This window comes from Pseudomonas sp. NBRC 111143 (assembly GCF_001320965.1).
In the GTDB taxonomy this organism is placed as follows: Bacteria; Pseudomonadota; Gammaproteobacteria; order Pseudomonadales; family Pseudomonadaceae; genus Aquipseudomonas; species Aquipseudomonas machongensis.
This window is the reverse complement of record NZ_BCBT01000053.1, coordinates 24881-43793: the sequence shown is the minus strand read 5'-3', so window position 1 is coordinate 43793 and position 18913 is coordinate 24881. Positions and strand designations below refer to the sequence as shown.

The 18913-nt window shown below is 63.3% G+C and carries 13 protein-coding genes; 9 read left to right on the top strand and 4 right to left on the bottom strand.

Going from position 1 to position 18913, the window contains the following annotated elements; all coding sequences use genetic code 11:
* Positions 1-197 precede the first annotated feature (197 nt).
* Together APH44_RS23170 and APH44_RS23165 are read left to right on the top strand one after the other, a co-directional pair.
* Positions 198-4076, top strand: coding sequence for a hypothetical protein (locus tag APH44_RS23170; RefSeq protein WP_054894746.1), 3879 nt, complete (start codon positions 198-200; stop codon positions 4074-4076).
* Between the two features lie 187 nt (positions 4077-4263).
* Complete coding sequence (locus tag APH44_RS23165; RefSeq protein WP_054894745.1) at positions 4264-4473, top strand: hypothetical protein; 210 nt, start codon at positions 4264-4266, stop codon at positions 4471-4473.
* A 40-nt stretch (positions 4474-4513) separates the two neighbouring features.
* On the opposite strand, the gene APH44_RS23160 is transcribed toward APH44_RS23165, so the two are convergent.
* Positions 4514-6178 carry an AMP-binding protein gene (locus tag APH44_RS23160; RefSeq protein WP_054894744.1) on the bottom strand — a complete coding sequence of 555 codons (1665 nt, stop codon included), beginning with the start codon at positions 6176-6178 and terminating at the stop codon, positions 4514-4516.
* Between the two features lie 279 nt (positions 6179-6457).
* On the opposite strand from APH44_RS23160, the gene APH44_RS23155 reads away from it, so the two are divergent.
* Genes APH44_RS23155 through APH44_RS23140 form a run of 4 tightly spaced genes read left to right on the top strand, consistent with a single transcriptional unit; the run spans position 6458 to position 12016 of the window.
* Entirely contained in the window at positions 6458-7621 is a 1164-nt protein-coding gene (locus tag APH44_RS23155) for an isovaleryl-CoA dehydrogenase (protein ID WP_054894743.1), read from the top strand.
* A gap of 19 nt (positions 7622-7640) precedes the next feature.
* On the top strand, positions 7641-9248 hold the full coding sequence (locus tag APH44_RS23150; RefSeq protein WP_054894742.1) for a carboxyl transferase domain-containing protein: 1608 nt from the start codon (positions 7641-7643) through the stop codon (positions 9246-9248).
* 3 nt (positions 9249-9251) lie between these two features.
* Positions 9252-10064, top strand: coding sequence for a gamma-carboxygeranoyl-CoA hydratase (locus tag APH44_RS23145; protein ID WP_054894741.1), 813 nt, complete (start codon positions 9252-9254; stop codon positions 10062-10064).
* Entirely contained in the window at positions 10061-12016 is a 1956-nt protein-coding gene (locus APH44_RS23140; RefSeq protein ID WP_054894740.1) for an acetyl/propionyl/methylcrotonyl-CoA carboxylase subunit alpha, read from the top strand. The genes APH44_RS23145 and APH44_RS23140 overlap by 4 nt, the downstream gene beginning before the upstream one ends.
* Positions 12017-12258: 242 nt before the next feature.
* Here APH44_RS23140 and APH44_RS23135 read toward each other — a convergent pair whose 3' ends face one another.
* The gene (locus tag APH44_RS23135) at positions 12259-12918 is read right to left on the bottom strand and encodes a LexA family transcriptional regulator (protein ID WP_054894739.1); all 660 of its coding nucleotides are present in this window, start codon (positions 12916-12918) and stop codon (positions 12259-12261) included.
* 130 nt (positions 12919-13048) lie between these two features.
* On the opposite strand from APH44_RS23135, the gene APH44_RS23130 reads away from it, so the two are divergent.
* The 3 genes from APH44_RS23130 (at position 13049) to APH44_RS23120 (ending at position 15568) form a co-directional block, all read left to right on the top strand.
* A complete protein-coding gene (locus APH44_RS23130) occupies positions 13049-13357 on the top strand; it encodes a DUF6124 family protein (RefSeq protein WP_054894738.1) in 309 nt (102 codons plus the stop codon).
* 440 nt (positions 13358-13797) lie between these two features.
* Positions 13798-14313, top strand: a complete 516-nt coding sequence (locus tag APH44_RS23125; RefSeq protein ID WP_054894737.1) for a DUF4880 domain-containing protein — start codon at positions 13798-13800, stop codon at positions 14311-14313.
* A gap of 106 nt (positions 14314-14419) precedes the next feature.
* Positions 14420-15568 (top strand): M14-type cytosolic carboxypeptidase, encoded by a 1149-nt coding sequence (locus tag APH44_RS23120; RefSeq protein WP_054894736.1) that lies wholly within the window; start codon positions 14420-14422, stop codon positions 15566-15568.
* A gap of 35 nt (positions 15569-15603) precedes the next feature.
* Here APH44_RS23120 and APH44_RS23115 read toward each other — a convergent pair whose 3' ends face one another.
* Both APH44_RS23115 and APH44_RS23110 read right to left on the bottom strand, forming a co-directional pair.
* The gene (locus APH44_RS23115) at positions 15604-16575 is read right to left on the bottom strand and encodes a spore coat U domain-containing protein (RefSeq protein WP_054894735.1); all 972 of its coding nucleotides are present in this window, start codon (positions 16573-16575) and stop codon (positions 15604-15606) included.
* Entirely contained in the window at positions 16572-18869 is a 2298-nt protein-coding gene (locus APH44_RS23110) for a fimbria/pilus outer membrane usher protein (protein ID WP_054894734.1), read from the bottom strand. Before APH44_RS23110 ends, APH44_RS23115 begins: the two co-directional genes overlap by 4 nt.
* Positions 18870-18913: the final 44 nt, after the last annotated feature.

The window sequence follows — 18913 nt, the reverse complement described above, 5'->3', positions numbered from 1 at the left end:
TCACCGTAAGGCTGAACATTAAACCAGCAGGAAGCTCAAACCCCAGCTGGACACTGTCCGCCCGTGAGCTGGCAAAACTTGACGAACAACACCTGCAGACATTCAAAACCTTACCCACCGATAACGCTGACGCATTCAGTAAACTAAAGAATTTCCTGCTCAAGGTACGCTACCTACCTGCAGAACAGTATTGCAAATTGGTTGGCATCACCAACATCGAGCAACCGCGCCAGCCCATCGCACTGCACACCGCCATTGACAACGCCAAAGCGCTGGACAAGGCAGACGCGATCAACACGCTCATCGCCGAAGAGCTCGATGAATTAAAAAAAATCACGCCCGACCTGCCTGACGAATCGCTGCAGGCGATATTACGCCTTCGATACTTCCATCCGGCGGCCTGCCGCAGAATCCTTTTCTATCTTGATCCCACGCACGAAATGGCGTTCGAGGACACGTTGATCGCCAACAGCAAAGGGGCTGTCAATTTTGCCCTCCCCATCAACAAGGACATTCGTGACTACACTGTCTCGCTAGACTTCTATGACGAACAAGTCAGTACAACCGCCCCCATCGCAACGGCTACCTGCGCCTATACCCTGGAAGAGAAAGACGACGACGCGATCCCCAGTGTGCAGATCTGCCGCAATGAACAGGCTCTGTACCTGGACTTCAAGGAGGTCAATAACAAAGCCGAAGACCAGAGCAATGCCCCCCCTTTCCGTACCCTGCGGCTGAACACCCTGTTTGGCAAGCAACTAGTGGCACTGGCGACTCAATCGGTCGAACAGTCGCTGTCATGGAAGGCCCAACACTTGCCGGAGCCGCCCCTGGAACCTGCAAGTTCAGGTACCATCGTCGACCTGCGCAGCGCCAACGGCTTGTACTTCTGGGAGCTGTTCTTCCACGTGCCGTTCCTGGTCACCTGGCTGCAACGCCAGAACCGCGAATACAGCCAAGCCTGGCGCTGGTGCACACGGTTCCTGTTCGACCCCTACCGCACCTGGGTGCCCGAGGGGAACCATCCGCCGCTGTTCTGGCTGACAAGACCTCTGCTGGCCCGTGCAGCCTTCACCGCCAGCGCCCAGAGCAACGATCCGGACCTGCTGGCCTACGCCGAACCCGAGCGCTACCGCAAGGCGCTGCACCTGTTCGTGGTGGAAAACTGGCAACGCCAGGGTGATGACCAATACCGCATGCTGACGCTGGATTCGCTGGTCGAGGCCGCGTTGTGCTATGACAAGGCGCTGCGCCTGATCGGCGTGCTCCCCGAAGACCTGTCCAGCGCACCGGCCCAGCCACCGACGCTAGCCGAGGCCAGTTCCACGGCCTTTACCCCGCCGCTGAACAACAAGCTCGTCACGCTGCGCAACCTGCTGCGTGACCGTCTGTTCAACCTGCGCCACGGCCTGACCCTCGATGGCAAGCCCGCTGCGATCATGCTCGACCCCGACACACTCGACCAGATCGCACTGGGCAACAGCGTTGTCGCCCAGGACCGGGGCGAGGCCACGCCGGTTGCGCCCATCGTGCCCCCCTGCCGTTACGAGGAGGCGCGCAAATGCGCCGGAGAAGCGGTGCAGCAACTGATCGCCTTGGGGCAAACCTTGCTGGGCTTCTACAACACCGAAGCCGCCCAGCAACTGGAACTGCTCGGCAAACGCAACCTGATCAGGCTGCTGGACTTCCCTTGTCAGTTGCAGGAGCAAGCGCTGGAACTGGCCAAGCGCGAGCGTGACACCGTGTTGCGCTCCAGAGCCATGATTGAACAACGTCAGGAGTATTACCAGCGGCTGGTGGACGAAGGCGTGATCGAGCTGGAAACGGCTGTGCTTGCACTGGCAACGTCTTCTGTCGCCACCCGCCTGCCATCGGTCCCCAGCTACGCCATGGCAGCGGGCGCCGCAATGGCACCGACCATTTTCGGTATGGCGGTGGGTGGTTTCAGCCCGCAGGAAGCATTTGAGTCGGCGGCCAATGCTTGGGAGGCTGTGGCCGAGACACTCGAAACCATGAGCAATACGATCGACAAGCAAGCGGAATACATCCTGCGTCGCCAGCAGTGGCAGCATGAAGCCGACCAGGCTACACATGAGCTCGGCATCATCGATGCTCAACTGCGCGAGCGAGACATACAGATCAAGGCCGCCGGCATCGCCGTGCACGAGGCCCGTGCAACCCGCCAGGCGCACCAGGCCGAATACGAGGTCATGCAATCGGTGTTCGCCAGCCACACCACTTATCTGTGGTTGATCGGTCGGCTGTCGGAGATCTACAGCACCGCGTACGACGCAACCACTTCCCTGTGCCTGATGGCCGAAAACTGCCTGCGGTACGAACTCGGCGATTTCACCAGTCGCTGGATCAGGACGGACGGCTGGCTCGACAACTGGCGTGGGATGCTTGCGGGCGAAGCGCTTGAGCGCGACCTGATGCAAATGGACGTCGCGGCGATCCGTGACAACCACAGGCCCCTGGATATCCGCAAGGATTTCTCCCTGCTGGCACTCACCGGGTGGACCGCCACCCAATTGCACGAGCAACTGGACAACGATGAAATCCTGTTCGCGCTGCCGGCACGCCTGTTCGACATCGATTACCCAGGTCATTACCTGCGCCGCCTGGAACGCATCACGCTGGCCTTCGAAATCTCAGGGTCAGGTTCTTCCAAACCGATCTCGGCCATGCTCTACCAGACCTCGAACAAGGTGCTTCTGGAAGCGGACATCGAAGGCGCCCGCCACCTGTATTCGCCCAGCCAAGGCAGCCCCAAGCATGTGCTTCGCGACCTCAGGCCGAACCAGAGCATTGCCCTCTGGTCGGTCAAGGAAGTGTCGCGTAACTTCGATCTGCAGCCGTCGGTACCCGACAAGGCACGCTATCAACCCTTCGAAGGCACCGGGCTGATCTCGAGCTGGCGGCTCGCGTTCCCAGGCGGCGCCAGGAACAACCCTGAGCTTTACAAGGATAATGAGTGCAGGCTCAAAGACATCACCATCACCGTCAGCTACAGCGCGGTTGATGGTTCCACGGCATTTCGCGACGAAGTCAGGCAGCTGCTGCAGAGCGAAAGTACACCAGGCTCTGCTGATGGCGGCGACAGCGCAGCAGGCGAATCACCAAGCGGCAACGGCAGCGGTCAGCCAGCAAGTTCAGGTAACGCTGACAATGCCATCGTCACTGCACGAGAAGCGGAACAGGCCGCCCATGCGGCACTGGCAACCGCCCAGGCGCAGGCTGACGATCCAGCACTGAAGGCGCCCGAGGCGTGCGAGCAGCTCAAGCAAGTGACTGAAGCGATCGCCAAGGCCAAGAAAGCCGCCGAAGCGGCCAGCACCGCCCGCAACAACACCGAAGCCGCCGCAAAGAAAGGTCAGGTGGACAGCGCGCAAACCAGCGCCGATGAGGCGCAGCAAAAGGCCAAGTTGGCCCAGGAGGCCGCCGAGTCGGCTCAGAATGCCTGCAAGGTCGCACAGGACGCGGCCAGGGCGCGCGAGGCTGCTGCCCGTGAAGCCGCCGAAAAGGCCGCCCAAGAAGCCGCCGAAAAGCTCAAGGCTGACATTGCCACGGCGGTTGCCTCTGCCAAGGCCGCAGCCGAGGCAGCCGAGGCCTCACAGAAGTCGGCGCAAGCCGACTATCAAGCCCCGTCCATGAACATCCTCGAGGCGAGCGCGGAAAAAAGAGAGGCGACGGGTTCAATGGACAAACTGCAAGCAGCCGTGGACGAGGCAAAGAAGGCGTATCAGGACGCCGAGGCAGCGGCCAGCGAAGGTCAGCTTGCAACTGCACAAGCCAAAGCTCAATCAGCCAAGAACGCTGCAGAGCGAGCAGCCACCTACGCCAAAACCATTGCCCGTGCACGCAAGCAAACCGATACCTTCCAAACGCTCGCTCAACTGCAAGCAGCGGCCAAAGACCTCGTGGGCAAGCAGGTCCGGTACGCCTACAAAACAGGAGAAACATACACCGCGAAAGTGGTGTCGTGGGGGGAAGACCACGTCAAGTTCGAAGGTTGGGGAGGTGGGCCCGATAGAAAACTGATGTTCTCGTCCATCGCTTACCTGAAAGCCAATTGAGAACCGTATGAAAGCTCCGGGATATACGCTAGCCAGAGTACGGTTCAACGCACCAGGCCGAGGTATCAACGGTTTGATCTTGGCGACCGTTATCGCTACATGACACAGGAGCCTGCCCATGCCCGACCAATGAGACCCTGGACCTCAATACACACTCACGCATGACTCAACTCAAGGATAAATGAACATGGCTACCGAACAGGAACTGAAAAAACTGCTTGCCGAAAAATTCGACAAGAAAGAGGCCGATATCAGCGGCGCAACAAAAGTTTCCGACATCGTCAGCAGTACCTCAAAACTGGTTCGATACCTCAATGACGATTTAGGAACCGACCTGGCAGAAAGCGATATCCAAGACGCCGAAACCTTCGACGATTTGTTCAAGGTTGTTAAGTGACATGTCCTATCCGCCTGGCCTTCTCAGGCCAGGCGGCGCTTCAGTGCGGCGCAAGTTCCGCGATGCTGATCTCGCGCATCCGGAATTTCTGCACCTTGCCGGTCACCGTCATCGGAAACTCGTCGACGAAGCGGAAATGCCGCGGCACCTTGAAATGCGCAATGTGCGCCTTGCACCAGGCCTGCAAGTCCTCGACCGTGGCGCTGTGCCCGGGGTGCAGCTTGATCCACGCGACGATTTCCTCGCCGTAGCGGCTGCACGGAATACCGATCACCTGGGCATCGGCTACCGCCGGGTGAGTGTAGAAGAACTCCTCGAGCTCGCGCGGATAGATGTTTTCGCCCCCGCGAATGATCATGTCCTTGTTGCGCCCGACGATACGCACATAGCCCTGCTCGTCCATCACCGCCAAGTCGCCCGTGCGCATCCAGCGCGCCGGATCGATCGCCTGATGAGTAGCTTCGGGGTTATTCCAGTAGCCAAGCATCACGCTGTAGCCGCGGGTACACAACTCGCCGATCTCGCCCCGCGGGACGATCATGCCGTGCGCATCCACCAGCTTGGTCTCCAACTGTGGCTGGGTGCGCCCAACCGTCGTCACGCGCAGCTCCAGCTCGTCGCCAGGGCCGGTCTGCAGCGACACCGGGCTGGTCTCGGTCATGCCGTAGGCGATCTGCACCTCACCCATGTGCATCTGCTCGATCACCCGGCGCATCACCTCGATCGGGCAGGTAGCGCCGGCCATGATGCCGCTGCGCAGGGTCGAGAGGTCCAGGGTGCTGCGCGAGGGGTGGTCAAGCATGGCGATGAACATGGTCGGCACGCCATAGAGGATGCTGGCACGCTCTTCGGCTACAGCCTGGAGCGTCAACTCGGGGTCGAAGGCATCGTTGGGGTAGATCATGGTGCTGCCGTGGGTGATGCAGCCCAGGTTGGCCATGACCATGCCAAAGCAGTGGTACAGCGGCACCGGAATCACCATGCGGTCCCGTTCGCTCAGGCCCAGGCTTTCGCCGACCATGAAGCCGTTGTTGAGGATGTTGTAGTGGCTGAGCGTGGCGCCTTTCGGCGCGCCAGTGGTGCCGGAGGTGTACTGGATGTTCACCGCCTGGTCGAACTGCAAGCCCTGCTGCCTCGCCTGCAGCGTCTGGGGATCGACCTGCCCTCCCCGCTCGGCCAGCGCATCCCAGGGCAGAAAACCGCCGGGCGGGGTGGACGACAGGCTGATGACGCCACGCAGGTCCGGCAGGCGCTCACTCGCCAGCGGCTGCGCACCCAGCTCGGGCACCAGTTCCTGGACCATCGCGTGATAGTCGGACGACTTGAAAGCATCGGCGCACACCAGCCAACTGCAGCCGGACTGGCGCAGCACGTACTCCAGCTCGCTCACCCGGTACGCAGGGTTGATGTTGACCAGGATCGCGCCGACCTTCGCCGTGGCGATCTGCAGGATGCACCATTGCGCGCAGTTCGGCGCCCAGATACCGACTCGATCGCCACTGGCCACGCCCAGGGCAATCAGCGCCCGGGCGTGCACCTCGACCTGCTCGGCCAGCGCCCGCCAGCTGTAGCGCAGGCCTTGGTGCCGCACCACCAGGGCCTCGCGCTCGGGCCAGCGGGTGACGGTGGCATCGAACGACTGGCCGATGGTCTGGGTCAGCAGGGGCCGGTCCTGGCGGCCTCGGGTGTAGCTTGGTTGACTCATGAGTATCCCTTCTTGTGGTTGTTCTGGGCATGACTGAAGCAAGCGAAGGGTACTTTGGCGCACATTTACGTTTACGTAAAGGTGATGATCCAATTGACAGCCCGAAAAGGCAGGTTTACGTTAACGTCAACCACGAGCACCGACCCTGTGGGAGCGGGCTTGCCCGCGATGAGGCCGGACCAGACAACATCGCTGGCCGTTCTGACGGGCATCGCGGGCAAGCCCGCTCCCACAGGGTCGGTGCAGTACCTCGAATTTCAAGAACAACAAGGTGCCCCCATGCATTACCCCAGCCTGAACTTCGCCCTGGGCGAGACCATCGACATGCTCCGCGACCAGGTGCGCACCTTCGCTGCCGCCGAACTCGCCCCGCGCGCGGCGCAGATCGACCACGACAACCTGTTCCCCGCCGACATGTGGCGCAAGTTCGGCGACATGGGCCTGCTGGGCATCACTGTTTCCGAGGAGTACGGCGGCGCGGGCCTGGGCTACCTGGCCCATGTGGTGTCGATGGAAGAGATCAGCCGTGCCTCGGCCTCGGTGGCACTGTCCTACGGCGCCCATTCCAACCTCTGCGTCAATCAGATCAACCGCAACGGCACCCATGAGCAGAAGCTCAAGTACCTGCCCAAGCTGATCAGCGGCGAGCACATCGGTGCCCTGGCCATGAGCGAGCCCAATGCCGGCTCCGACGTGGTGTCGATGAAACTGCGCGCCGAGAAACGCGGCGACCGCTATGTACTCAACGGCAGCAAGACCTGGATCACCAACGGCCCCGACGCCAACACCTACGTGATCTACGCCAAGACCGACCTGGACAAGGGCCCGCACGGCATCACCGCATTCATCGTCGAACGTGACTGGAAGGGCTTCTCGCGCAGCAACAAGTTCGACAAGCTGGGCATGCGTGGCTCCAACACCTGCGAGCTGTTCTTCGATGGCGTCGAAGTGCCGGAAGAAAACATCCTCGGCCAGCTCAATGGCGGTGTGCGCGTGTTGATGAGCGGCCTGGACTACGAGCGCGTGGTGCTCTCGGGCGGACCGACCGGCATCATGCAGAGCTGCATGGACCTCGTGGTGCCCTATATCCACGATCGCAAGCAGTTCGGCCAGAGCATCGGCGAGTTCCAGCTGATCCAGGGCAAGATCGCCGACATGTACACCCAGCTCAACGCCAGCCGCGCCTACCTTTATGCCGTAGCCCAGGCCTGCGACCGTGGCGAGACCACGCGCAAGGACGCCGCCGGGGTGATCCTCTACACCGCCGAGCGCGCCACGCAGATGGCCCTGGAAGCGATCCAGATCCTCGGCGGCAACGGCTACATCAACGAGTTCCCGGCGGGGCGCCTGCTGCGCGATGCCAAGCTCTACGAGATCGGTGCCGGCACCAGCGAAATCCGCCGGATGCTGATCGGCCGCGAATTGTTCAACGAAACCCGCTGAGCACAAGGAACTGGCGTCCATGGCTACCTTGCACACCCAGATCAACCCGCGCTCGGCGGAGTTCGCCAGCAACAGCGCGGCCATGCTCGAACAGGTCGATGCCCTGCGCACCCTGCTGGCCCAGGTCAGCCAGGGCGGCGGGCCCAAGGCCCAGCAGCGCCACACTTCGCGTGGCAAGTTGCTGCCGCGCGAGCGCATCGACCGCCTGCTCGACCCGGGCTCGGCGTTTCTCGAGATCGGCCAGCTCGCCGCCCATGAGGTGTATGGCGAAGACGTACCGGCAGCAGGCGTCATCGCCGGCATCGGCCGCGTCGAAGGGGTCGAGTGCATGATCGTGGCCAACGACGCCACGGTCAAAGGCGGCTCCTACTACCCGCTGACCGTGAAGAAACACCTGCGCGCGCAGACCATCGCCCTGCAGAACCGCCTGCCGTGCATCTACCTGGTCGACTCCGGCGGCGCCAACCTGCCGCGCCAGGACGAGGTATTCCCCGACCGCGAGCACTTCGGGCGGATCTTCTTCAACCAGGCCAACATGAGCGCTCTGGGGATCCCGCAGATCGCCGTGGTGATGGGCTCGTGCACCGCAGGTGGCGCCTATGTGCCGGCCATGGCCGACGAGGCGATCATGGTGCGCCAGCAGGCGACCATCTTCCTCGCCGGCCCACCGTTGGTGAAAGCCGCCACCGGCGAGGTGGTGAGCGCCGAAGAGCTGGGCGGCGCCGACGTGCATTGCCGCACCAGCGGTGTGGCCGACCACTACGCCGACAACGATGAACACGCCCTGGCCATCGCCCGGCGCAGCGTCGCCAACCTCAACTGGCACAAGCTGGGCAAGCTGCAATGCCAGGCGCCGGTTGCTCCGTTGTATGGCGCAGAAGAGCTGTATGGCGTGGTCCCGGCTGACGCCAAGCAACCGTTCGACGTGCGCGAGGTGATCGCGCGGCTGGTCGACGGTTCGGTGTTCGATGAGTTCAAGGCCCTGTTCGGCACCACCCTGGTGTGCGGTTTCGCTCACCTGCACGGCTATCCGGTGGCGATCCTGGCCAACAACGGCATCCTCTTCGCCGAAGCCGCGCAAAAAGGCGCGCACTTCATCGAACTGGCCTGCCAGCGCGGCATCCCGCTGTTGTTCCTGCAGAACATCACAGGGTTCATGGTCGGCAAGAAATACGAGGAAGGCGGCATCGCCAAGCACGGCGCCAAGCTGGTGACCGCGGTAGCCTGCGCCCAGGTGCCGAAGTTCACCGTGATCATCGGCGGCAGCTTCGGTGCTGGCAACTACGGCATGTGCGGGCGCGCCTACGATCCGCGCTTCTTGTGGATGTGGCCCAACGCGCGGATCGGCGTGATGGGCGCCGAACAGGCCGCCGGCGTGCTGGCCCAGGTCAAGCGCGAGCAGAGTGAACGCAGTGGCGACGTGTTCAGCGCCGAGGACGAAAAACAGCTCAAGCAGCCGATCCTCGACCAGTACGAGCGCCAGGGCCACCCCTACTACTCCAGCGCCCGGCTGTGGGATGACGGCGTCATCGACCCGGCGCAAACCCGTGAAGTGCTGGGCCTTGCCTTGTCCGCCGCGCTGAACGCCCCGATCGAACAGAGCCGCTTCGGCATTTTCCGGATGTGACCCATGAGCGATTTTGCCACCCTCGAAGTGATAAAGGATCCTCGCGGCTTCGCCACCCTGTGGCTGAGCCGGGAAGACAAGAACAACGCCTTCAACGCCCAGATGATTCGCGAGCTGATCGTTGCCATCGACCAACTGGGCGAAGACGCCAGCCTGCGCTTCGTGCTGCTGCGTGGCCGTGGCCGGCACTTCAGCGCCGGTGCAGACCTGGCCTGGATGCAGCAGTCGGCGCAGCTGGATTTCAATACCAACCTGGACGACGCCCATGAACTGGGCGAGTTGATGTATGCGTTGCATCGCCTGAAGACGCCGACCCTGGCAGTGGTCCAGGGCGCCGCATTCGGTGGAGCGCTGGGCCTGATCAGTTGCTGCGACATGGCCATCGGCACCGAGGACGCACAACTGTGTCTTTCGGAGGTACGCATCGGCCTGGCACCGGCGGTGATCAGTCCGTTCGTGGTCAAGGCCATCGGTGAACGCGCCGCACGCCGCTATGCCCTGACCGCCGAGCGCTTCAGCGGTGCGCGCGCCCGCGAACTGGGCCTGCTGGCCGAGGTGTACCCCGCCAGCGAACTGGACAGCCAGGTCCAGGCCTGGATCGACAACCTGCTGCTCAACAGCCCGCAGGCCCTGCGTGCCACCAAGGATCTGCTGCGCGAGGTGGACGACGGCGAGCTGAGCCCTGCCCTGCGTCGCTACACCGAGAACGCCATCGCCCGCATTCGCGTCAGCCCCGAAGGCCAGGAGGGCCTGAGCGCCTTCCTGGAAAAACGCCGCCCCGCCTGGCAGCCTGTCGACAAGGAACCTCGCCCATGAGCCACCCCACGCTGACCACCCTGCTGGTCGCCAACCGCGGCGAGATCGCCTGCCGGGTGATGCGCACCGCCAAGGCCATGGGCCTGACCACCGTCGCGGTGCACAGCGCCACCGACCGTGACGCCCGGCACAGCCGCGAGGCCGATATCCGCGTCGATCTGGGCGGCACCAAGGCCGCCGACAGCTACCTGGTGATCGACAAGCTCATCGCTGCAGCCAAGGCCAGTGGTGCACAGGCGATTCATCCCGGCTACGGTTTTCTTTCCGAGAACGCAGGCTTTGCCCGCGCCATCGAGCAGGCCGGGCTGATCTTCCTCGGCCCACCGGCCAGCGCCATCGATGCCATGGGCAGCAAGTCGGCGGCCAAGGCCCTGATGGAAGCCGCCGGGGTGCCGCTGGTGCCCGGCTACCACGGTGACGCCCAGGACCTGGAGACTTTCCGTGCCGCTGCCGAGCGCATTGGTTATCCGGTGCTGCTCAAGGCCAGTGCCGGCGGGGGCGGCAAGGGCATGAAGGTGGTCGAGCAAGAGAGCGACCTGGCCGACGCTCTGGCCTCGGCACAGCGCGAGGCGCAGTCGTCGTTCGGTGATGCACGGATGTTGGTGGAAAAGTACGTGCTCAAGCCTCGGCACGTGGAAATCCAGGTGTTCGCCGACCAACACGGCCACTGCCTGTATCTCAACGAGCGTGACTGCTCGATCCAGCGTCGCCACCAGAAAGTTGTCGAAGAGGCACCGGCTCCAGGCTTGTCGGCGCAACTGCGCCAAGCCATGGGCGAGGCTGCGGTGCGCGCAGCCCAGGCCATCGGTTATGTCGGTGCGGGCACGGTGGAGTTCCTGCTCGATGCCCGCGGCGAGTTCTTCTTCATGGAAATGAACACCCGCCTGCAGGTCGAACACCCGGTCACCGAGGCGATCACCGGGCTGGACCTGGTGGCCTGGCAGATCCGTGTAGCGTGCGGCGAGGCATTGCCGATCACCCAGGAGCAGGTGCCGCTGGTCGGCCATGCCATCGAGGTGCGGCTGTATGCAGAGGATCCGGCCAATGACTTCCTGCCGGCCACCGGCACCCTGGCGCTGTACCGCGAATCGGCGCCAGGCGAAGGGCGTCGGGTCGACAGCGGGGTCAGCGAGGGCGATGTGATCTCGCCGTTCTACGACCCGATGCTGGGCAAGCTGATCGCCTGGGGGCAGGATCGCGAACAGGCGCGTTTGCGCCTGCTGGCCATGCTCGACGAGTTCGCCATCGGCGGCTTGAAAACCAATATCGCCTTCCTGCGGCGCATCCTCGCCCATCCGGCCTTCGCCGCCGCCGAGCTGGATACCGGCTTCATTGCTCGTCATCACGAGGTGCTGCTGCCCGCCACAGGCGAGCGCCCGGCGATGTTCTGGCAAGCCGCTGCCGAAGCCTGGCTGCAGAGCGGCTCACCACAGCGGCGCGCAGACGACGGTGACTCGCCCTGGGCCCACAACAATGGCTTGCGCCTGGGCCTGCCAGCTCGCAGCAGCCTGCACCTGTCATGCGACGGTCAGGACCAGGCCGTGGCGCTGCAGAACAGCGCGCCCTCGGCATTCCAACTGCTCGGCGAGCACTTGGTGCAGGATCAGGATGGCCTGCGTCGGCGCTACCTGGCCATTCGTCGCGAAGGGGTACTGTACCTGCAATGGGCGGGCGAACTGCACGCGGTCACGGCGTTCGATCCGATTGCCGCCGCCGAGGCCAGCCATAGCCATCAGGGCGGTCTGGGCGCGCCAATGAACGGCAGCATCGTGCGTGTGCTGGTCGAAGCGGGCCAGGCGGTGGAAGCCGGAACAGCGCTGGTAGTGCTGGAGGCGATGAAGATGGAGCACAGTATTCGTGCGCCGCAGGCGGGGACAGTGAAGGCGCTGTTCTGCCAGGAGGGCGATATGGTCAGCGAAGGGACGGTGCTGGTGGAACTGGAGGAGCGCTGAGGGCCCAACAGGAGCAACTGTCTTGTTCAAAATCCAAAGGTCAGCCCAATCCACTGTGGGAGCGGGTTTACCCGCGAACACGGGCATAGCCCGTGCCAGGCAGCGCGGTGTCTTTTTCGCGGGTAAACCCGCTCCCACAGGAGACTGGCCGATTTTAAACCCTTGTAGGCCGTGTGCCGCCCCTGCAGGAACTGCGCGAGGTCTCGGAGCCTGGAAAAGACCAGGCGCCACACCGGGCGGGGTCAATGCCGCCCGTGCGACCTCACCACCACGCCCAGCACTTCGAAATCCTCGCCGCACAGCAGCTTCGGGTAGGTCGGGTTCAACGGTTTGAGGTACCGCTGCCCGCCATCCTCGACCAGTTGCCGGAACATCGCCGAGGTGCCCTTCTGTCTGGCGATCACCAGCTTGCCTGGCGCCGCCGGCACGCCCGGATCCACCAGCACCAGCATCTGCTCGGGCACGCTGGGGCCGGTCGCTGCGCTCATCAGGTCGCCTTCGACCGGCAACCAGAAGGCCTTGCCCAGCGCCGCATAGTCGGTCTGCTCATAGACGATGGAGTCTTCCGGCCATGGCCCGTCCAGCTCGGTCCAGGCCAGCACGGGGTAGCGGAAGCACATGATGTACTGCTGCAGGTCGTCATCATCCCCGCCTGCCTCGACCGCATAGGTGCCATTGCGCTCGGCCAGTTGGTCAATGCGTACCATGCGCAGCGAAACATGCAGGTGCGCCATGCCCAGGGCCTGCAAGACCTGGTTCATCATGCCCACCTTCGGCTGGCGAGTGCCGCGCAGCCAATGGCCCACACCGCCCTGGGTCACCCCAACGCGTTCGGCGAGTTGCTCCTGCGAAAGCCCTAGCTCTCGCATCCTTTGCTTGACCAGCGCGATCCATTTTTCCATCGCCCGCACGATACGGACTGCCCATCAACGCTCAATACACATATTGTATTATTAATCTGATAGGCATGAGTACTTTTCGTATTAGTATTCGAGTGTACTGATTTCCCTATCACGCTCAACAGGTAACAGGATGAAACCGATGACACATCCAGAAAAGGATTTGGACGGCGAAGCCGCGCGTCGCGCGCTCGACTACTACCTCAACCCAACACCACCGCACACCAGCATCGACAGCGTGCCCTGGCGGCTGCGCGACGAGGTCTCCCCCGAGCAGGCCAACGCGCACGCTTTGGCCTTGTTGCGCTGCGCAGCCGCCACAGCACAGCAAACCGGCAGCCACCAACAGGGCACGACCCGAGAGGTGCTGTTCGCACTGATGCATATGGTGAACATGGCCCGCGCGATGCTTGAGCAACGGCAAGCGCCACAGGGGCTATGAGAGACGGGAGTACGTGATGGCCGGGTAATGAACATTGCCCGGTTGCCGGACAGAGGAAGCGCACAGGAAATTATTTTTCTGAAGGACAGAAAAATCATTTGACTTGCAAATGATAACGATTATTATTGCACTCAGCAGGTCGCGAGACCCGCTGGATAACCTGGAGCCCTCAGGTCGGGCGCTCAGATTATCTCCTCATCAGGCTAATCACGGTTTTTGACCCGGCTTTTTGCCGGGTCATTTTTTTTGGCTCTTCAGGCTAATGAAGAAGGGTTACCGCGTTTAATGGCCGCGATGATAGCAAAGGTGTGTCAATTCGTGAATGCGTGTTACAGCGTTTTGCGCAAACAGCACTTGAGAATCAATCTCGTTAAGATTAAGCTGCCTGCGCATCAGGGAGGATGCCCCCTCTCCCCCTCTTCTCGCGCAAGGAGCCGTCCATGACCCGTCTGCTGCTGCCCCTCGAGCATGGCCCGCAAGTCGTCCATACGCCTACCGAAGACGCGCTGCTGCATGGCCTGAAGCGCTTGCCGCGCCGGGTTCAGCAGGTGTTTCTGCTCAGCCGCCTCGACCAGCTCGGCATCGCTGACATTGCTGCCCGTCTCGACCTGCCCCTGCTGACCGTCGAACGCCATCTCTTCCAGGCCCTGCAAAGCGCATTACCGCGTGGCGAACCGCTGGCCAGCATTGCCGGGCAATGGTACGTACGCCTGCAAAGCCCGGAAGCGACCACCTGCGAACGCATCGACTTCCGTCGCTGGCTGGACGCCGCACCACAGCATCTGCAGGCCTTCGAGCAGACCGAATTGTGCTGGCGCAGCCTGCTGGCTCCAGCCCGCCAGTTGGGCCAGGATGGCGGATATCGCAATGGCCGCGCAGCACTCTCGATGGGTGGGTGTTCGATCGCGGTCGGCCTGGGCGTTACCGCATTGATCGCCTTCGGCCTGCTCGGCTGATACGCCAGCGCTGCCCGCGAGGGCTTGTTGCGTGAGGGGCCAGCACAGACACCCCACCTGTCGTTGAGCTACAGTAGCGTCACAACAAAGCCACAGGAGTCTGGCAATGACCGTGACGCTGTCCCCACTGCAGATCGACTGCGATTTCGATTCCGGCAATATCCAGGTGCTGGATGCCAGTGACCCGCGCCTGGTGCGCCTGGCCATCCGTCCCGACACCCACAGCGGCCACTTCCAGTGGTTCCATTTCAAGGTGAGCGGCCTGACGCAGGGGCAGACCCACCGCTTCAGCCTCGACAACGCCCATCAGTCCTCCTACAAGAACGCTTGGGACGGCTACCACGCCGTGGCGTCGTACGACCAGCAGAACTGGTTCCGCGTCCCCAGCAGCTTCGACGGCAAGGCCCTGGCATTCGATTTCACGGCCGAGCAGCCAGAGGCCTGGTTCGCCTACTTCGAGCCCTATCCGCGCGCGCGCCACAATCAGTTGATCGAGCGCGCGCTGAAGATTCCCGGCGTCGAGTTGCTGGCCAGTGGACGTAGCGTCCAGGGCCGCGACATTCCTCTGCTGCGCGCCAGCAAAGGCGCAGGCGCAAAGCGCAAGCTGTGGCTGATCGCCCAGCAGCACCCCGGCGAGCACATGGCCGAGTGGTTCATGGAAGGCGTGATCGACCGTCTCGAAGGTAACGATGCGACGCTTCAGCGCCTGCTTGCCCAAGCTGACCTGTACTTGATTCCCAACATGAACCCTGATGGCGCCTTTCTCGGCCACCTGCGCACCAACTTCAAGGGCAAGGACCTCAACCGCGCCTGGCAGGATGCGAGCGTCGAGCTGAGCCCGGAAGTGTTCTTCGCCCAGAGCCAGATGAAACTGCACGGCGTCGATGCCTTCATCGATGTGCACGGCGACGAGGAAATCCCCCATGTGTTCACCGCGGCCTGCGAAGGCAACCCGGGCTACACACCGCGCATCGCCAGGCTGGAGGAGCAGTTTCGCAGCACCCTGTGCAGCGTGACCAAGGACTTCCAGACCGTCCATGGCTACACCCGCGACCAGCCTGGCCAAGCGAACATGACACTGGCCTGCAATGCGGTCGGGCAGACTTACGACTGCCTGTCGCTGACCTTGGAAATGCCGTTCAAGGACCACGACGACAACCCCGATGCCCGCTGCGGCTGGTCTGGCGCACGCTCCAAGGCACTGGCAGGCGCCGTGCTGGAAACGCTGGAAAGGATGGTCAAGGACCTGCGCTGATCACCTGCATCGCGCAGGCCCGCCCGCCGGGCACCTCAGAACTGCACATCGAGAATCACGCTGTCTGTGTAGGTCGCCGCAGGCGGCGTCGCCTGGTCGGTGTAGACCTTGGCGTTGTAGTTGAACACCTGGCTGCCGGTACCTGTGCCGGCGCCAGGGTTGACGTTGGCGTCGCTGCTCGCGCGCCGGGCCGCGCCCACCGATCCCCAGCGCACGGTGCCGGCGCTCTTGAAGATGTCGTACGCCAGGTAGTTGTTCGCCGTGGACTTCATCCGCCGACGCCCGGCCGACACATTCTGCCCATCGTCCAGACCGACCGTATAGTTGCTGCCCTTGGTACAGGCGATGTTGATGCTCTGGTTCACCGTCGCGAACCCGGCCACCACCGGCGCACTGGCGAAACTGATGTTGGGGGTGGTGATCTGGCAGTCGTTGCTGACAGTCAGTGTCACTGTCAGGGTCTGCGTGCCGCTGCCGATGTCGCGTCCCAGGCAGATATTGCCCAGACCGATGCCTGAGCAATAGTTCCAGTCCCAGAAGATCGACAGCGTCTCGGTGTAGACGCCTGCCGCAACGTTGGCACCGACCACGGTACGCAGGTACAGCGGCACCGACTTGGGCGAGGTGCCGTTGAGCAGCCCCAGGGCGTCGATGATGCCATTGGGCGCGAAATCGAAACGGGTGCCGCGGCTGATCGGAAAGTTGGTGGTGTTGTTGGCGTAGATCGTATAGGGGATGACGTCGCCGGTTGGCCCGACCACGCCCGTGCGGGTGGAGGTGATGGTGGCGTAGAAATGGTCGTTGCTGGTCAACAGCGACAACAGCGAACCGGTGCACGACAGCCCGGCATTGGTGGTCGAAGCCGGTTGCACCGTGGTGCGCACCAGCGTCGAATTGATCGTGCCGAAGGACGCCGGTACAGTGGCCCCCAGCGAACAGGCCGACCACGCCTGAGCGGAAACGGCACACAGGCCCACCCCCAGCACAACCCTGCCCAGGGCGTTCATCGGCACACCAGTGGGCCGATCAGTGGAATCGGCCCCTCCCCCTCAGGCAGGTCGAATTCGACCTGGCACTGTCCGCCATCGGCAACGTCCACCTGCAAGCGATTGTGCGCCGAGAGGTTCTCCAGGTAGACCAGGCCATCCCAGCCCACCACGGCCTCGCTGCCGCTCTGGGTGTCCCTGACTCGACTGCCCAGCTTGAGCTCCTGCTGGTTGGCATCGACCAACACGATGCTCGCTGCCAGCACCCGCTTGAGCGGGAACTCCAACAGATAGCCACTGCCCCGACGCACCGCGACGCGTTGCTCGACCGTCGATGCCAGCACATCGGCGGGCAGCTCCATGGGGTCGATCTCGTACTTGCCGCGGTAGTAACCGCTGCTGTAAGGCACCAACAGGCGGCCATTGCGGTCGGTGCGACCGACCACCTGGTTTTCGTAGCGCACCGGCACATCGGCGTAGCCACTGGTGCTGACGACCACGAAAGCATCATCGATACGGTTGGCGGCGAACATGCCCGAGTCCATCAGCACCAGCGAGCCGCTGGCGTCGGCCCAGCGCGTCATCTCGTCGCTGCTGCCGTAAACCCCCGCCTGCAACTGCACGGATTGCAGGCGCCAGGTGACATCGGCCTGCCGATAGGCGCCGCGATCACCACCATTGGCATAGCCAAGGTTGTACCCCACACCGCCACCCACCGGCACTGCGCGGCTGTAGTTGACCCGCTGCAGGTCCTGGCCGTCCTTGCTGCGCTCGGCGCTGAAGGCCAGGGTGCCATGGGTGTCGAACGGGACCACCAGCTGTGCCTGCACCGCCCATTGGCTGTCACCGACGTCGCGATTGGCCGACAGGTACAGGCTGCTGTTGCGCCACAACGGCTTGCTCCAGCTCAGGTTGATCAGCCGCGTGCGCGAGCCATCCCCTGCGCGTACGTCGAAATAGCCAGCACCGACGCTGCCGTAGCGATCCAGGTTCAGGCTTACGGTCGCCTGCTCGCTACGCGTGCTCAGGCGGGTGTAGGGGTTGTCGACCAACGTCAGGTCGGCGTAGTCGCCATGCCGCTCGATCCGCTGGTAGTTGAAGCCGATACGTCGGCTGTTGTACTGGTAACCCAAGGCCACCTGCTGCCCGGTGTCGCCCTCGAAACGGCTCTGCGCCACGGCGGCGTTGAGCACACCGAAGGTTCCCAGGCGCAAGTTGCCCCCCAGGCCACCGAGCATCATTGACTCGGCCGTTTCGGCATGGGTCTCGAGGGTGAAGTAGTCGGACACACCATGGCGCAGGCTCGCCGAGGCAACCGCCGGCCCGTAGCCGAAATCCTTCACGGCATAGTCGCGACGCAGGCTGCCGGCAGCCACCGAAAAGTCCGACAGCCCCTCGGCCAGCAAGCTGCTGGTCACGTAGAACGGCAAGGTCGTCGAGACCTGGCGCCCGAGCGCATCGGTGGTCACCACCACGGCTTCGCCCGCACCGTTGATGAACGGCACGTTGGTGAGGGTGTAGGGCCCAGGTTGCAGATCGGTGGTGCTGGTCTTGTAGCCGTTGATGAACAGGTCCAGCGAAGTGGGTACCGCCGCCTCGCCCGCAAAGGCCGGCAGCGGATAGGTGACCAGATCCGGGCGGGCGGCGAAGTCGCGGGACACCTGCAAGCCGCCCACCCGCACCGAACTGCTCCAGGGCAAGGCGCTGGTGACTAGATCGCCAGCCTCGTAGGTCAACAGGCGCTGCTCGTCGGTGAAACGCCAGGTAGTGTCGTAGCGCAGGAAACCTTCGCGGCTCTGATTGTTGGGCGCGCCGTTGAACGATTCACGCCACTGCCCGGTGCTGGAGAAGGTGCCCCAACTGTCGAACACCCGCAGCTCGTTCCAGGCGGCAAGATAGGTGCCGGCATCATCGGTGTCGTTCAGGTACAGATCGTAGTTGAGCAAGGCACCGAAACTGCTGCGCGCATCGCTGGCCGGGTACAGGTTGCGCCCCCCGAACTGCTGGTCGGGCAGCCAGGCCGGCGGCACCTGCAGCAGCAGGCGCTGGTTTTGGCTGTCGTAGTCCACGTGCAGGCCGGCGATACTCTCCAGCGCCACCTCGCCTTGAGGATCACCCGGCACCAGGATGCCCGCCGCACGAAGCGCATCGCTGGCCACATACAGTCGCCCAGCGCGCTGCTGCACCGGCACCAGCTCAGCCTTGGGCACCTGGTTCACCAACAGATCCAGGTACAGCGTGGCATCGGCAATTGCCGTGCTCTCTGCCGGGGGTGGCGGCAGATCGTCGGCCACGCCAAATACCGGCCCGAACATCGCCAGGCCCAGCCACCACCGGCACGCCGCTCGCCGCCAGCCAC

What these genes read in the sequence shown, in the direction of transcription:
- APH44_RS23165 (WP_054894745.1), top strand. Translation starts at nt 4,264, where the DNA reads ATGGCTACCGAACAGGAACTGAAAAAACTGCTTGCCGAAAAATTCGAC.
- APH44_RS23160 (WP_054894744.1), bottom strand. Translation starts at nt 6,178, where the DNA reads ATGAGTCAACCAAGCTACACCCGAGGCCGCCAGGACCGGCCCCTGCTG.
- APH44_RS23155 (WP_054894743.1), top strand. Translation starts at nt 6,458, where the DNA reads ATGCATTACCCCAGCCTGAACTTCGCCCTGGGCGAGACCATCGACATG.
- APH44_RS23150 (WP_054894742.1), top strand. Translation starts at nt 7,641, where the DNA reads ATGGCTACCTTGCACACCCAGATCAACCCGCGCTCGGCGGAGTTCGCC.
- APH44_RS23145 (WP_054894741.1), top strand. Translation starts at nt 9,252, where the DNA reads ATGAGCGATTTTGCCACCCTCGAAGTGATAAAGGATCCTCGCGGCTTC.
- APH44_RS23140 (WP_054894740.1), top strand. Translation starts at nt 10,061, where the DNA reads ATGAGCCACCCCACGCTGACCACCCTGCTGGTCGCCAACCGCGGCGAG.
- APH44_RS23135 (WP_054894739.1), bottom strand. Translation starts at nt 12,918, where the DNA reads ATGGAAAAATGGATCGCGCTGGTCAAGCAAAGGATGCGAGAGCTAGGG.
- APH44_RS23130 (WP_054894738.1), top strand. Translation starts at nt 13,049, where the DNA reads ATGAAACCGATGACACATCCAGAAAAGGATTTGGACGGCGAAGCCGCG.
- APH44_RS23125 (WP_054894737.1), top strand. Translation starts at nt 13,798, where the DNA reads ATGACCCGTCTGCTGCTGCCCCTCGAGCATGGCCCGCAAGTCGTCCAT.
- APH44_RS23120 (WP_054894736.1), top strand. Translation starts at nt 14,420, where the DNA reads ATGACCGTGACGCTGTCCCCACTGCAGATCGACTGCGATTTCGATTCC.
- APH44_RS23115 (WP_054894735.1), bottom strand. Translation starts at nt 16,575, where the DNA reads ATGAACGCCCTGGGCAGGGTTGTGCTGGGGGTGGGCCTGTGTGCCGTT.
- APH44_RS23110 (WP_054894734.1), bottom strand. Translation starts at nt 18,869, where the DNA reads ATGTTCGGGCCGGTATTTGGCGTGGCCGACGATCTGCCGCCACCCCCG.